This window comes from Microcoleus sp. CAWBG640 (assembly GCF_020883015.1).
GTDB lineage: Bacteria > Cyanobacteriota > Cyanobacteriia > Cyanobacteriales > Microcoleaceae > Microcoleus > Microcoleus anatoxicus.
Genome location: NZ_JAHRFC010000109.1, coordinates 1 through 14,086 on the forward strand (window position 1 = coordinate 1; position 14,086 = coordinate 14,086).

Annotated in this window: 14 protein-coding genes; 7 read left to right on the top strand and 7 right to left on the bottom strand. The window is 44.9% G+C overall.

Annotated features, from left to right (window positions below):
• The coding region (locus tag AAFP11_RS27230; protein WP_341739838.1) for a PDZ domain-containing protein at window positions 1-529 on the top strand (529 nt) is incomplete at its 5' end.
• 122 nt (window positions 530-651) lie between these two features.
• On the opposite strand, the gene AAFP11_RS27235 is transcribed toward AAFP11_RS27230, so the two are convergent.
• The 5 genes from AAFP11_RS27235 to AAFP11_RS27255 all read right to left on the bottom strand — a co-directional run bounded on the left by AAFP11_RS27235 (window position 652) and on the right by AAFP11_RS27255 (window position 6,569).
• Complete coding sequence (locus tag AAFP11_RS27235; protein WP_341739839.1) at window positions 652-999, bottom strand: DUF760 domain-containing protein; 348 nt, start codon at window positions 997-999, stop codon at window positions 652-654.
• 42 nt (window positions 1,000-1,041) lie between these two features.
• Window positions 1,042-1,557 (bottom strand): SMC-Scp complex subunit ScpB, encoded by a 516-nt coding sequence (gene scpB, locus AAFP11_RS27240; protein ID WP_236508362.1) that lies wholly within the window; start codon window positions 1,555-1,557, stop codon window positions 1,042-1,044.
• A gap of 187 nt (window positions 1,558-1,744) precedes the next feature.
• On the bottom strand, window positions 1,745-2,419 hold the full coding sequence (locus tag AAFP11_RS27245; protein ID WP_341739840.1) for a hypothetical protein: 675 nt from the start codon (window positions 2,417-2,419) through the stop codon (window positions 1,745-1,747).
• 160 nt (window positions 2,420-2,579) lie between these two features.
• Window positions 2,580-2,831, bottom strand: a complete 252-nt coding sequence (locus tag AAFP11_RS27250) for a TIGR02450 family Trp-rich protein (protein WP_341739841.1) — start codon at window positions 2,829-2,831, stop codon at window positions 2,580-2,582.
• Window positions 2,832-4,709: 1,878 nt separating this feature from the next.
• Window positions 4,710-6,569: a peptidase C14 gene (locus AAFP11_RS27255; RefSeq protein WP_341739842.1), complete on the bottom strand. Its 1,860-nt coding sequence runs from the start codon at window positions 6,567-6,569 to the stop codon at window positions 4,710-4,712.
• Between the two features lie 457 nt (window positions 6,570-7,026).
• On the opposite strand from AAFP11_RS27255, the gene AAFP11_RS27260 reads away from it, so the two are divergent.
• The 5 genes from AAFP11_RS27260 to AAFP11_RS27280 all read left to right on the top strand — a co-directional run bounded on the left by AAFP11_RS27260 (window position 7,027) and on the right by AAFP11_RS27280 (window position 10,728).
• The gene (locus AAFP11_RS27260; protein WP_341739843.1) at window positions 7,027-7,728 is read left to right on the top strand and encodes a V4R domain-containing protein; all 702 of its coding nucleotides are present in this window, start codon (window positions 7,027-7,029) and stop codon (window positions 7,726-7,728) included.
• Window positions 7,725-7,991: a hypothetical protein gene (locus AAFP11_RS27265; RefSeq protein WP_341739844.1), complete on the top strand. Its 267-nt coding sequence runs from the start codon at window positions 7,725-7,727 to the stop codon at window positions 7,989-7,991. The genes AAFP11_RS27260 and AAFP11_RS27265 overlap by 4 nt, the downstream gene beginning before the upstream one ends.
• A gap of 243 nt (window positions 7,992-8,234) precedes the next feature.
• Window positions 8,235-8,708: a phycobilisome protein gene (locus tag AAFP11_RS27270; protein ID WP_341739845.1), complete on the top strand. Its 474-nt coding sequence runs from the start codon at window positions 8,235-8,237 to the stop codon at window positions 8,706-8,708.
• A 56-nt stretch (window positions 8,709-8,764) separates the two neighbouring features.
• A complete protein-coding gene (locus AAFP11_RS27275; RefSeq protein ID WP_340525356.1) occupies window positions 8,765-9,427 on the top strand; it encodes a V4R domain-containing protein in 663 nt (220 codons plus the stop codon).
• Window positions 9,428-9,564: 137 nt separating this feature from the next.
• Entirely contained in the window at window positions 9,565-10,728 is a 1,164-nt protein-coding gene (locus AAFP11_RS27280; protein ID WP_341739846.1) for a pentapeptide repeat-containing protein, read from the top strand.
• A 23-nt stretch (window positions 10,729-10,751) separates the two neighbouring features.
• On the opposite strand, the gene AAFP11_RS27285 is transcribed toward AAFP11_RS27280, so the two are convergent.
• Window positions 10,752-11,222 (bottom strand): phycobilisome protein, encoded by a 471-nt coding sequence (locus AAFP11_RS27285; RefSeq protein WP_340525360.1) that lies wholly within the window; start codon window positions 11,220-11,222, stop codon window positions 10,752-10,754.
• Between the two features lie 51 nt (window positions 11,223-11,273).
• Window positions 11,274-11,756 carry a 2Fe-2S iron-sulfur cluster-binding protein gene (locus AAFP11_RS27290; RefSeq protein ID WP_341739847.1) on the bottom strand — a complete coding sequence of 161 codons (483 nt, stop codon included), beginning with the start codon at window positions 11,754-11,756 and terminating at the stop codon, window positions 11,274-11,276.
• Between the two features lie 315 nt (window positions 11,757-12,071).
• Here AAFP11_RS27290 and AAFP11_RS27295 point away from each other — a divergent pair, with 315 nt between their 5' ends.
• On the top strand, window positions 12,072-13,973 hold the full coding sequence (locus AAFP11_RS27295; RefSeq protein ID WP_341739848.1) for a serine/threonine-protein kinase: 1,902 nt from the start codon (window positions 12,072-12,074) through the stop codon (window positions 13,971-13,973).
• Window positions 13,974-14,086 lie beyond the last annotated feature (113 nt).

Below are 14,086 nucleotides of genomic sequence, written 5' to 3' on the forward strand. Positions count from 1 at the left end.
ACGAGTCAGATTTATCCAAACCGACGCCGCCATCAACCCCGGCAATTCTGGCGGCCCACTACTCAACGACCAAGGTGAGGTCATCGGCATCAACACTGCCATTCGTGCCGATGCTCAGGGCTTGGGCTTTGCCATTCCCATCGAAACTGCCAAACGAGTTTCCGATCAGCTATTCGCCAAAGGTAAAGCGGAACATCCCTATCTCGGCATTCAAATGGTCAGCTTGACTCCCGCGACACAGGCAGAAGTCAACAAACAGCTCAATGCTAAGATTTCCCTCGATAAAGGAGTAGCCGTGACCCGCATTGTGGAAAATTCCCCCGCTCAAAAAGCTGGCTTGCGTCCCGGAGACGTGATTGCCAAAATAGACGGCATTGCGGTTGATAATCCAGGGGACGTACAAGAAAGGGTGGAAAATACTGCTGTAGGCAAAGAACTGGAAATGGAAATCAACCGTCAGGGTCAAACTCAGAAAGTTAAAGTGCGTCCTGGTGCTTTTCCCATTTCAGGCAACTCGGCCGGTGGCTAGTCGCAGGGGAGCGAGGATGAATTTGATTCTTGGTTTGGTTTGAATGACTTTCATACCCTCGCGCCCTCGACCCATTTTTGAGCCTGTCTTTTCCAAACATCTTTCCCAAACAGTTCAAATTTTTATTTGCCGTCGGCAGATTTTGGTTTAATCGAGCTGGTGCTTGCCAAATGTTCTTCTAACTGCATCCTTTGCTCCATTTGTCGGAGAAAATAGCCAGTCATCATCGCTGAAGCCAGCAAACCCGCTAAGTTTTCTCGGTCGGTAGTAATTTGCACGCTAAAATTGTCTGAAGGCAAGATGCCTACAAGTCCTTGAACGTTGTGAGAGATAATCTCTTTGATCTCTGGGCTGACGGACTTGGCAACGCGATCTAAAACCTCTGGGGATTGGTGTTGGAGGTACTTCAAAAGTGGATTGTCTGTGGCTTGTTTGGCATTGGAACTGTCAAAGTCAGGGTGAAAAACCATTTGGCGATTCTTAATTTCTGGCTTGTTACATTCTAGTTTAAACTACTCGTCATTGCTTGGGTACAAATTTGCCTGAAAGTCAATTTGTAGTTGTTTGGGCAGTTGATCTACTTGAAAATACCGATGAAATTTGTCGGTAACTTGTAGCCAATACGAGCGGCTTTCGCTTGGTCGTCGTTTGCGGACAAAACCGAGTTCGACAAGTTCTTGCACTTGTTGGTAAGCACCTGAACCTCTTAAATTAACTAAGTCTGGCTGAGCGATGCCACCTTTGAGGGCGATCGCCGCTAGTGTCCGCAAAGCTCCAATACCTAATTCTGGAGGTATCAAAGTTTGCATTAAACTGGCAAACTCTTCTCTCAGTTGCAGGCTGTATCCTGTAGGCGTTTCCACCACTTCTAAGGCACTGTCGCGGTGAGCAGAGTCCGACATCAGTTCGATGATGGCATCTTCGACATCGGTGCGATCGCACTTGGCAATTTCCGCAATCTCTGCGATCGATACGGGCTGACCTTTGAGGTAAAGTATGGCTTCTATGGTAGTTGCTAAACGAGTCATTAGGGAATCGGGAATCGGGAATTGGGAAATTGGGGAATTGGGAATCGGGAAATTGGGGAATTGGGAATTGGGAATCGGGAATTGGGAATAACCATATTCAGTCATTAGCACGAGGGTTTCCTACCTATTCACATCTAGAACTAGAACCCAAAATAAACACCGTTTTTTACGGGTTCCAATGCCACATTTATTGCGGTTTAGTTAAATCAGGTTTCAATTCCATCATCCGGCTGTCGAGTTTGCGCGCTGCATCGTTAATTGTTAAAGTTGGTTGAGTACCATCGATATACATAATTGCCGTAAAAGCCCCTATTTTTCCCCGCCTAAATATAGCAAAATCTACATTGATTGGTATATTTTGTAATTTTCCTTGACTTCTCCAGCCCGCGGATACCTCACCAGTCTTGTCTTCCAAAGTTAAAGCAGTAGGATTGGTAAACTGCACTTCTTTGTTAGTATTTAACCCTTGAGAGAATTCCTTAGCCGCAGTCCCTGCACTGATTTCCTCATCAAACTTAGCTTGTTTCATCGAATCGGATAGTTGCGTTGTAAATCCGATCAGTAATTGAAACTGCTTGTCCTCAATTTTTTGGTAAGCGAAGACACTTGCTGGCTTAAAGTTAGGGTTCTGGTTAAGTTGATTTTTGAAATTTGCAGCCCCAGATGAAATCTCTGTAAAACCCGGAGGTAAGTCTTGTAAAGGAATGACTAGATTGGATAAGTCCGCTGCGGGTTCTGCAATATCGGCAGCTTGATTTTTGCTACGATCGACTCCTGGACTTGCGATCGACAGTTGCGCAACTCCACCTCCCAATGTAGCAGTAATTAGCAAACACACGAAGACCGATACAGTTTTTTTCATTGTTTTATGCCTTTGCTGATCCACCAAGCTTTAGTTTGAAAGTGCTCATACTGTAGACTTCTTATCCAACCACAAGAGAGTGCAAATGGGAAGCCTTACTTCCTTGTCTCAAAAGGAACTAACTAGGTTCCATGCCCTAGGCCCTCTATTCTCAAATATTTTACTCTGCAACTTCTAAATCCTCTAGTTCTTGGGTGGACTGCCATCCAGCTTGCCAGAGCGATCGATCTGTGAGCTGTTCCGAATTCAGCCAGAAACGGACATTCGGATCGCAAGCCGCCACCATTTCTGCAAATACCCATTTACCTTGGTTTTTTCGGTTGACTACTTGAAAATGCCGCCACCCCCAAGTTTTTTGCTTTGCTGTCCATCGGGAACCAACTAAATAAGGAAATTTTTGTTTTTTTTGCACAGTCTTTTTGTCTATCAATATGTGATGAACCAAGTTAAATTCAATAAGTCTCTCCGTTTAGCCCTAACCATAAAATATATAATTTATTCCGCCGTTCAATCCAACTAAATTATTTCAGGCCAATCAAGCAGTTTATTATATTTATTTGCCAACAATCCCCCTCCTTTTTCAAAAGTATGGGGCAGTTTAATGGCTGCCCCGGTAAATATTTATACCTATTGAATAGGGATTATTTTCGAGCCGATCCACACATATAAAATTCATCCAAAATTAGATAAATCGTGAATCTCCAATCTAAAAGCAATTAACACAGGTTATGGTTTTGAGCAATAATCCGTTCTGTGAAACTTAACCAGCATTTACTCGCTGTAAGTTGATGTTTTCTCACTGCTTAACTATGGGGAGTCGCCTCCTAGGATTTCACAGTCTCAACATCAGCCAGAACTTGCTTTACTTTTTCCAACAGAAGTTTAGCTAAATTTTGAACAGCATTTCAATCTCTGTCGATCTTTCTTAAGGCTTGTGTCCCGACAAATCCAGAGGAAGTTGGGGTAGCCGGAGTCTAACAGCATTTGTTTGCAACCAGAGAGTGATAGCGTGCTTCCGCTGCGGAGTCACATACTCTCCGGGTCTGATAACGCCAGCACAGACGCCGATGTTTTTAATAAGGGTTTCTCGTTCCGATGAACTTGCACCCTGTAGTAACCTGACTTGGGCTTTGATAAAATCCACGTTCATAGCTGAAAGTAAAAGTAAGTAGAGAACTCTGTTAAATAGCGATGCTTTGATTCCAATTGTAACTCTCAAACCACTATCTATGAATCAAATCGATTCCAGATCCCCAAGGTGAGGATTGTGGTGTGTAAAGCTAGCCAACTTTATTTACTTTATCTGTTTTTGCCAACAAAAGTGTCACTATACTAGCAGTTTTGAAAGTTTTTTTTATAGTTAAGAACTGTTACAAGTTTTGATCCCATCTAGCCAGACAGCAGAACTTAGTGCTAATGTTGATTTCCTGAATTGCCCTGGTTCAACACTATCTCTAGCTGCTTGACCCCCCGGATTTTACCCCTGTGATTGGAAAAGCGATCGACCCCTTTACAGAGAGACACTGCCAGCTTAACCTGTGTTTTTTAGATCCGTCAACATGAATTGGGTTGAACTATAACCTAAGACATACGTGTTGTTACTGGCACTACCATAACCCAGAAATTTTCTAAGAAAGAAGGAAGAGGGAAGAGGGAATAACCAAGAGGGAAGGAGTCTCTTCAACTTGGCGATCTGGTCAGAAATCAGAGGGATGTTTTGAAGTTGCCTTACTTGCTAGCTTTTTGTATTGAGCGAGGATTGTTGTTGTTTATAGTGCCATAGAAAAACTAGATACGTTCTCTTTCCAGGTTCATGAACTACAGGAGCAGCTATATTGTGTAGTGTTAATCAGTAGTCTCAGTCGCTGCAAGATATTGGATGCGAGATATTGGATATGTTGTAAATAAAAACAGATAGTGACAGTTGAGAGTGCGGAATGTCGGTTTTGAGATTCGCAGACTCAAATGCTAATTTTAAGAAACCAAAAAGAAACCAAAATTTAACTACAAACCCTGTTTTTTAAATATAGTAGCCTTCAGGCAAAAGTCTCATGTCTACTAATTAATGATAGTCACTAAAATAGACATCTTCCATAATTGTGGGTTAGGCATTCTGCCCCACCTTGATACCCTTTGTGGGATACTTCTAATGCAAAAACACGCCTTTTGAGAGGCGGGTATTCGCATAGACAAGCTTAAATAACTAAAATTTGAGTTATGAGTTGTGAGTTAGAAATTTTAGTTAATTCCCTCATAATTCATAACTCAAAGCTGAAAAATTGTACCTAAATCAACCTTTTTTATTTTGTTTCAGCTTGGTTTTCCACTCAGCGATCGCCTTCCGAGCTGGCTGATAACTCTTGGTCCCCGATGGCACTAATGACGCAGCTTCAACAGCATCTTTAAGCTTCCCTTGAGAGCTACGCAATTGAGCAATCTTCAGGATAGTTTCGCTCCATTCTCCTGTCAAACGCTGAGATTCTTCATACTTCGGCTCACCGGGTTGAATCTTGTTAACTTGCTCGATAGCTTTACTATAAGAAGAAGCCTCGCCTCGCTTGATTTTTGTCTTAGCAGCAGATATCAAAGCAGTATTTAATTGCTGTTGCTTGGATAGATCCTGCCACTGAACGATCGCCTCTTTGGACTGATTGTAAATCGGCTTATTAGCATCAGGCATCAATTTAGCAGCCCCGATCGCCCCCAGGAAATCACCCCTAGCAGCCCGCCCATTAGCTATATCCAAAATCGTTAAACTCCAGCGCTCAATATCCTGCTGAGCCTGGGGATAAAGTGGATCTGTAGGCGGAATCGAACGAGCCTTTCTGACGGCATTATTAAAACTAGAAGCCGAACCATTCTTGAGTAAAGTTTTCGCCTCAGCCCAAACCTGCTGGCTAGAAGGTTGCGGCTTGGGCTTACTTGCAGTGTCTACCGATACAGCCAGGGGTTGCTTCTGGGACACTCCAGCGCCAGGAGTTACAGACTTGAGCCCAGACTTTTGAGGCGAAGGTTTGGGAGCATTCTCAGCGGTCAATTTGGGGCTTCCTTCCTGCTGACCTATGAAAATTGACCTGTTGGTGACAAACACACCCAACAGCAGAACTATAGCCGTAGCGCCACTCCACAAAATTAGCTGCTGCAAAAACGACTTATCCGAAGCCCCATTATCCACATCTTCTGGCTTCTGCAAGTTCGATCGATCGCCACCCCTGTCAGCAGACCCAGCAACATTTGGCACAGGAGTCCGACTCGGCTCAGTTTGGGCATCTTGAGAGTTACCAGTAGCAGGAGGTAAATCCATTTGAGCCGTCGCCACACCCATTAGCGGGCGATCGAAACCATTACTCTCGGCATCAACCGTCATACTGCCATTGCGTCCCGCCAAAGCAGAAGTTGCGACCCCAGCAACATCCGGTAAAATTACCAAATGGGCTTTTCCCGGAGGATTGACCACCATCACAGGTTCCTGTTTTGGACGCAAATGGTGATCGCACAACTCAGGCAGTCGATCGCTCAAAAAACGGTCTAAGCCCTTAAGAGTCATACACTGTCCCGATCGCAGCCCTTCCAAAAGCGCCGTCGTAAAAAACCCTTGGCGCAAAGCTGAAGTCTCCCGCGAAACTTGATTCGGCCGACAAGAAAGCACCGTGGGGATTTCCAACTTCCGGGCCAAATCCGCAGTTTGAACCCCTATAGTTTCCCCCGCTTTCACGATTTGACTCCGGTTCATGTCAACCAACACCAACATCGTTTCAGTAGGAGCCTTTTTCAGAGTATTCAAAAGCAACTCTACCGGAATCCCCGTACCCGGAATGTCAGCCGGATTCCCATCCACAGGCATCAAATAATCCTTCCCTTCATGACTGACACCGTAGCCACTAAAAAAACACCACAGTAAATCTCCCTGTTGCAAGTGCTCGGCGCAGAGATTTTCCGTCAACTTCAGAATATTTTCCCGATTCGGATAGGTTGAGTTACCCCACAGCGACGGCGAACTATCCGTCATCAGCAGGCATCCATCCTTAGAAAAACCAGCCTCCTCAACCAAGAAAGTGTAGACTGCCTCTGCATCCTCTTGGGCATAGCTCAAAGGCTGAAGTAACTGATATTGATTTATGCCTATGGCAATACAAGCGTGATGTTTCATAAAAAAGCTCGGTAAGTGGGGAACAAGCGTGGCTAATGCCCTGATTTGGAAACGACCCTTTGACCCTTCGACTACCCTTCGCCTTCGCGAGCGGGCATCGCACGGGCGGTTTTAAGCACCTACAATTCCCTTGCGGGGTCTCAGCTAAATATATGGGGGGTCTCAGCTAAATATATTAGATATTAAACAGCTTGCACAAAACGATAGCACATAGCTAGGTACTAGCTCCTCAAGCTTAACCCGACTTTCGTCAAGTCAATTAGATATCTAAAATTTGAAAAATACTCCCACAATAATTTTAACTTCTGGTGTTACCTCAAAAACTTTTATGCGGTCTGTTTGGAAGAACCAGGTTAAATTAGATACAGAAGCTAGTCAAATTGTCTTCGGAGTCGATCGGCTCAAAGGACCAAAAATTTGACCCAATCAATATTACCAAATAAGCAGTAACCAACCAATGGTCTATACCCCCAACAAAGAAATCTCTGTCCCAACCGAGTCCTTACTGAAACAAAAGCATCCCAAAAGTCACAACCACTATAGGTTTCAAGACTTTTTTGCCTTCGATCGCGTTGGAGGCACAATTAACGACTGGAATGAGTCGCGCAACATTTTTACCAGCGAAGACTTCATCATCGGTTTGGTAGAAGGACTAGAAGAAGAAGTCGGTCCTGCTTCATCTGTGATCATGTATACTATTGGTTGCCAGTGGGGACTCCAAGATTCCGAATTTTTTCAAAAATGGTTCAGCGCCGAATTCAGCCAGAACATTCGCCAGTCAAATCTGATGTTTCTACTAGAAACTTGGTGGTGGCCGTTCACAGCTCAAGGTTGGGGCCGCTGGGAAGTAGACATGAGCGATCGCAAGCATGGCTGCATCTTCATCAACCTCTTTGACTCAGCAGTTGCTCGCACCTTGGGCGACGTGGGCAAACCAGTTTGTCACCTTTACGCCGGTTTGTTTGCCGGTTTCTTCGGCTCTCTAGTCAAAAAGCCTCTGAGTTGCATCGAACTCCAATGTTACTCAATGGGAGAAACCTATTGCAAGTTCCTGCTCGGCAACCCAGACAAAATAGATGCAGCAGCATTCTGGCTCAACGAAGGTGCCAACGCCCGCGACATTCAAAATCGAATCCAAAATGGTGAAAGATTGCGATGAAAAGTCAAACTTCTTGGTTAAAACAATCTGTCCAAGAATTCTTTGGTAACTACAATTGGCTAGGAAAACCCTTAGAAACCGAGAAGGGATATGTTAATGGCAAACTACTAAGTTTTACCATGCCAGTATCAGACTTTTTTAGGGCTATTTCTTGGGAAGGAATTCCTGAAGTAGGCGCCATGCCCCCACCACCACCATCGCCAGTAATTTCGGTTAATGAAAGTGCAGAAGTGACCATTGATGACTTATTTGATTTGTTTTAATACTTACGGATCTTCCCTAGCACAAAGCAAGATTTCCGAAACACCGGAAATTCAGAAAAACTTGACTGATAGCCCTGTTATATTGATTTATAAACAGTGCCATCTTTTTGCCTGATTTGGTTCCTGAACCCTTCGGCTACCCTTGGGCGAAGCGGCACCGCGTTGGCTCAGCTTCGTCGAAGGGCAGCATAAACGCAGTCGAAGGACATTTTTTCCTCTTCCTTGTACCACTTACTTAAAATTATGCACCCTGAGATTGAAGCACTTCTAGATCAGGCAGAAAATCGCTTTCTCAAACCCGAAGAAATCACCGCCTTTAAGCGTCAAGCTGCCGTACTTTCCCAGCGCTTAAAAATTTATGAATTTTTGCGAGACAAAGAAGAAAGCATCTTCCAACCAGTAGCGAATAAGCTACAAGAAACCTTCCCAGATGAAAAACCAGAAATCCTAGAAACAACGCTAAAAAATTGGCTTTTAGTATTACGATACTGCGCTATGGCGATGCTGTTGAACGACCGCAATTTTATCGAACAACGCCTCCTAGACTGGCTTTCTGGCATTGTTGAAGCCCACCAAACTCACAAGATACAAGCAACAGTTTGCCAGCTTTTGCAAGAGCGTTTGAAAGAACTGCTTTCCGAGCAAGCCCGCGCTATATTGCAGCCATTTTTAGACCAAGCAGAGTCACTTATTATTGACCAAAATAGTAAAAAATAAGCCAAATTTCCCATTCCCAAATTCCTCAATTCCCAATTCCCAACTCCCAATTCCCCATGATTAACATTGCAGACTTACTCAAACAGCCCAGACTTCCAGGAAACTACTTTGCCAGAGATGCTTACGTCAGAGGAGACTTGGAGCTAGGCTTGCTCGAAAATCGCCGGGGCGATCGGCTCCTAGCACTTCCAGAAACACTGATTCAAGCCATTTACATCGGCTTAGAACAAGAAACCGGTCAAGCTTCCCGCCTAGTGCTATTCAACTGCGGTCGCTGGTGGGGCAAAAACTTTTACGTGCGTTTTTGCGAAGAAGTCAGCGATTACTACGGTCAGCCAGTTTCCGAAATGGAAATGGTAGAATTTATTCAGTGCCTACAACAGTGTTGGAAAAGCCACGGATGGGGAACATTTGAACTTGACTCCAGCTATTCTGACCAGGGGTTTTTAGTAGTAAAAATTTCTAACTCTCTGTTTGCTAAAACAGCCCCTAAGTCGAAGCTACCAGCCTGTTTTTTAGAAGCAGGTATCTTAAGTTCCTTCTTTACTCAACTTACAGGTCGAGAACTTCACTGTTTGCAAACTTCCTGTGAATCCCTGGGTTCTGATTGTAACCGTTTTATTTTAGGTTTGCGCGATCGCCTCCAAGCCGGAAATTCTATGGTGGAAGAAGGACAAGACCACGAAAGTATTATGACTCAACTTTCTCAAAAGAATTAATTTATTTTATAGCTCTATAGCTATAGCATTGCTCAAATAGATAAAGTAGGTTAGGTTGGGTTTTGAAAATCATAATTATTCTATAAATTTATAACTTTTAAAATTACCAACAACCTCGAACTTAGGTGTCAATCTCAATGGATGCCAATGAACTCCTAAATCGATATGCAGCAGGCGAAAGAGATTTTAGACAAGCAAACCTACGCGGAATTGTCCTAAGTACCATCGACTTATACAGTTCCAGCGATGCTCCAACTCTAATTTTGACAAACCTGAACGAACACCAGATTCGACCCTACTTAATCGGTGCTAACTTCAGCGGAGCCGACCTCACTAAAGCTCATCTCGGTCGGGCAAACCTCAGCAAAGCCGATCTCAGCGGAGCAAACCTCACCGGAGCTAACCTGACGAGTGCAAGTCTGAGCGGAGCCAATCTCACAGGAGCCAACCTCACCGAGGCCAATCTATCAGGAACTCACCTGAATTGGGCTAACCTAAGCGAAGCAATTTTCATCAAAACCAATCTCACCAGTGCAGACTTGAGTGCAGTCAACCTCAGCAAAGCTATTTTCACCAATGCTATTCTCCATAAAGCCTATCTGATTAAAGCCAACCTCACAGGCGCAAACCTCAAAGATGCAGACTTGACTCTAGCCAGTCTCAAAGACGCAGACTTAAGTGAAGCAGACTTGACCGGAGCAAAATTGTCCGCAGTCAACTTAGCTGGCGCGAATTTGACCCGTGCTAATTTAACCAAAGCCAATCTTTTAAAAGCTAATCTTCGGCGAGCAAACCTGACGGAAGCCTATTTAAATCATGCGTGTTTGGGCGAATCAGACCTGACGGAAGCTTGCTTGAACAGAGCGAATTTGACCAAAGCTGATTTGAGTAACACTCATCTCAGAAAGATTACTTTGAATGGCAGCCACTTAAGCGGTGTCAACTTCAGTCGAGCCGACCTCAGCGGCATAGACTTAAGCCGGAAACTTTTAACCGGAATCAATTTGGCAGAAGCATTATTAAACGAAGCCAAATTTAGCGGTGCTTATCTCATGGAAGCTAACCTGAGTGGAGCAAACCTCACCAAAGCTAACTTTAGTCAAGCCTACTTGATCAATGCTAACCTTTCTGATGCTTGCCTCCATCAAGTTGACTTCACCAAAGCTAATTTGAGTAAGGCAAACTTACGAAAAGCTGATTTGACAGGAGCCAACCTTCGAGGAGCAATTCTCACCGAGGCTGATTTGAGGGGAGTAAAACTGATGGAAACAATTCTCCCCAATGGTAAAATTTACCATTAAATTCACTAGCTGTTTTGTAGGGATTATTTGCCCAATATACTGCGGTTAATGTCCAGAATTGGCACAAATAGGTTGGCTTCTTCAGTAGTGAGATGTTGTTTGATCACCTTTTTCATGACATCGTAGGTCACAGACGAACTATTTTTAGCGTGAAAAGGGCCTAAAATAGTTTGGAGCCAAAGCAAAAGTCGATCGCGCAACCGTTCAGTATCATTAATTAACAGTGCAGCAGCCGAGTGCCTCAAAACCATCGCAGCATCTAGGCGACATTTGGCAGTCACATCTTGAGACCCCCGCCGAAATATATTTGGGTCTATAGACTGCATTTGCGCTTCCACTTGGCTAAGAATTTCTTTTTCTGAGGCTTGAATTTTTTTATAAGCACTCATCCTGTGGTTCAAAGACTGAAAGTAGTCTTTCAAAAATTGGAGCTCGGCCGCAGATGCATAACGTCCATCTGCTTCCACACTTAAACGCGAAAGTTGACTCAACATAGGATTTTTTGGGTGGTATGTAATAGCTGGTAAAAGACCAACATATCAGTTTTAAGCTTCTTTAGTGCGAACTAAATACTGTCCTACTTGGAAGCGGGTTTCATTAAGCTGAGTGACGATGGAGCGGGTGATCAACTTTCCCGATTCTACAACTACTTGACCCGTAATTGGATGTAACAAATCTTGCTGAGCTCGCCGACCGATGAGAGCTTCCACATTTTCAATAGCATTAATGTACATCCCGGCCGGTAACTGCACGACTACACCTTCGCCCATAATTTGAGCCTGACAAGCTAATCGCGAATTGGCTTTAGCTGTAGTAATGACCTCCAGGGTCCTCCTCTCGCGGCGGTTGATGTCAGACAAACCTTCCATGCCTTCTTTAATGTAGACGTGGCAGGTAGCGCACATCCCCCGACCTCCACACTCCTTGAGAACGTCTAAGTCTTTGGAAAGTAAGGCGGAAAGGATATTCGATCGCGTTTCGACTGCCATTTCTTCGGCAATTGGGTCTAGTTTAATAATTTTAACCATATTGATGTTTCATCCTGTCAAGTTGAGTATTGAATAACTGATGCACTAGCTCTGTGAAAGCGGGTTTTTTCATAGATAGATCTCTTCTCTACTCCTGATTTCCCTTTTAGATCCAGCACGCGAATCCGGGAAGATTTATACTGAATCGGAGACTTCAGGATTTGAGTAGATGCAACGGTGCGATCGATCTCAAGGAGGCTGAGACTGAACCTGAGATAACATAGGCAGTACCAGGCGATCGATTCAAAAGTTGAATTTGGTCAGAATTGTTTACATATTTTAATACTAGCTCAAGCTTTTTCTATAATTAGACTGATGCAAAATTCTAAGTACCGCATTTTAGGGCTAGTCGGACAAGGACAATTTGGTCGAGTTTTTTGTGCTAGCGTTCGAGAAACGCCCGCCAAAGACTCTCGCCTCACCAGTCAACTGGTAGCTCTCAAAGAACTCAGCCATCAAAAAGCCCCAACTAGCGAATTCTTGCGGGAGCTGTGGTTCTTGATTACCTTGCAGCATCCTAACATTGTCACCTGCCGAGCCCTAGAACACACAGCTACAGGCAGGTACTTAGTTATGGACTACTGCGAGGGAGGAACTCTCCGCAACTTGCTAAAACAAGACCGTCCCTTAAGACTGCTCGAAGGTTTGCAGATCATTATGGGAGTGCTAGCCGGCTTAGACTACGCTCACCGTCGAGGCGTAGTTCACTGCGACATCAAACCAGAAAATATCCTCCTGACTTTAGGCTCCAAGGGTTGGTCTCCCCGGCTGTCAGATTTCGGCATCGCCCGCCGACTGCCAGAAATTGGGACTACTCGCCTCCACCAAGAAATTTCTCCCGACGCTACCGTAGGTTCTCCTGCTTACATGGCTCCAGAGCGGTTTTATGGTCTTTACTCTCCCATGTCAGATATATATGCAGTGGGAATTCTGTTGTTTGAGTTATTAATGGGCTATCGACCTTTTGGTGGAACACCTGGAGACTTGAGGTGGGCGCACCTGAATCAACGTTTGCAACTGCCTGATGCAATGCCGGAACCGTTGCAAACCATAGTCAAAAAATCTTTGGAAAAGCTGCCCGCCCGCCGTTTTGCCAGTGCTTCCCAAATGGCTCAAGCCCTGCGACTGGTAATGTACGACCCCGCTGTGAGGCAATTGGGAGATGGCATTATTCCTTGGGAAAATCCCGAAACCAGTGAGTCCAAAAGTCTGAATTCGGAAACTGAGTCGGGGCTACAAGTCCCAGAGGCAAAAATATCGGAGCCTCCGATTAATTTACTTGAGACTGTGGGTTATGCGTTCTCCCAGTCAAAGCTACTGATACTTCCTGGTGGGCTGACAACTTTAATTGCTACTGAAACCTATCTTTACGCTGCTGTGGGTACAGAGGTAAAGGTTTGGTGTCAGCCTGGAAATCAGCTAGTTACAGGAGAAACCGAAACTTCTATATCAATGCCGGATACAGTGCGCGACATTTTGCCAACAACACACGGCTGCTGCATTGTCTCTGGGCAAAAACTTTACTGGCTGAGCGATTCTAGTTGGGAGCCTCAGTGTTTACTAGATCTAGGTGTCCGGCAAGGGCCTGATGGTTGTAAAGCTGCTGTTGACTCTGAGGGGCGTTGGTTGACAGTAGCTGTTCCGGGGGAACTACGCTTTTATTCTTTAGGTGCAAACAACTCTGGGGGCGATCGCAAAAAAGCCCTACCACCCATTGCGACTGTTGCCCTACCAGAACATTACTTGCCAGAGTTAATGTTTTTGGATCGGCGACACGTCTTAGCTATCTGGCCCGATAACGAGCCGAAAAATCCCCAAACTACTTTCAGAGTTTACACTCGTCGTGGCACAGCAGTTGGTGCTGTCCAGTTATCGGCGAGCGTGGGGCAACTGCTGTTGACACCTGAACCTTATACTTTGTTGGGAATTCCCCAAGGTGGTAAAGCCGCTGTGCTGTTGATGAAGTTGTGGCCTTTGAAAGTGGCGCGACTTCCCCTTGACAGTTTCCCGGTGTCTGCTTGTGTTGCTAATTGGGGATGGGTGTTGGCAGATTTTGAGGGGCAGATGGTGATATTAAACACTCAAGGAATTCAAGTAGGGAGTTTTAGTGGGCCCGCTGTACCGAAGGCGATCGCCCCTTGGGGGAAGAAAGGTTTGGTGATTGGGGTTAATACCGAGGGAGGCAGCCAACTGCACTTTTTAGATAGGGCTTGCTGAATATATCGATCGCACTTGACGTGGCCTGGGTTTCGATCGCGCGATCGAGAGTTTAGTGCAAGATAAACAGGTAAAATAGAGCAAAACCCGTGCATAACCACCTGCGATCGTGT

Bases quoted from the DNA above. Each gene is read 5' to 3' on its own strand.
- AAFP11_RS27235 (WP_341739839.1), bottom strand. From the start codon at position 999: ATGGTTTTTCACCCTGACTTTGACAGTTCCAATGCCAAACAAGCCACA.
- scpB (WP_236508362.1), bottom strand. From the start codon at position 1,557: ATGACTCGTTTAGCAACTACCATAGAAGCCATACTTTACCTCAAAGGT.
- AAFP11_RS27245 (WP_341739840.1), bottom strand. From the start codon at position 2,419: ATGAAAAAAACTGTATCGGTCTTCGTGTGTTTGCTAATTACTGCTACA.
- AAFP11_RS27255 (WP_341739842.1), bottom strand. From the start codon at position 6,569: ATGAAACATCACGCTTGTATTGCCATAGGCATAAATCAATATCAGTTA.
- AAFP11_RS27260 (WP_341739843.1), top strand. From the start codon at position 7,027: ATGGTCTATACCCCCAACAAAGAAATCTCTGTCCCAACCGAGTCCTTA.
- AAFP11_RS27265 (WP_341739844.1), top strand. From the start codon at position 7,725: ATGAAAAGTCAAACTTCTTGGTTAAAACAATCTGTCCAAGAATTCTTT.
- AAFP11_RS27270 (WP_341739845.1), top strand. From the start codon at position 8,235: ATGCACCCTGAGATTGAAGCACTTCTAGATCAGGCAGAAAATCGCTTT.
- AAFP11_RS27275 (WP_340525356.1), top strand. From the start codon at position 8,765: ATGATTAACATTGCAGACTTACTCAAACAGCCCAGACTTCCAGGAAAC.
- AAFP11_RS27280 (WP_341739846.1), top strand. From the start codon at position 9,565: ATGGATGCCAATGAACTCCTAAATCGATATGCAGCAGGCGAAAGAGAT.
- AAFP11_RS27285 (WP_340525360.1), bottom strand. From the start codon at position 11,222: ATGTTGAGTCAACTTTCGCGTTTAAGTGTGGAAGCAGATGGACGTTAT.
- AAFP11_RS27290 (WP_341739847.1), bottom strand. From the start codon at position 11,756: ATGGTTAAAATTATTAAACTAGACCCAATTGCCGAAGAAATGGCAGTC.
- AAFP11_RS27295 (WP_341739848.1), top strand. From the start codon at position 12,072: ATGCAAAATTCTAAGTACCGCATTTTAGGGCTAGTCGGACAAGGACAA.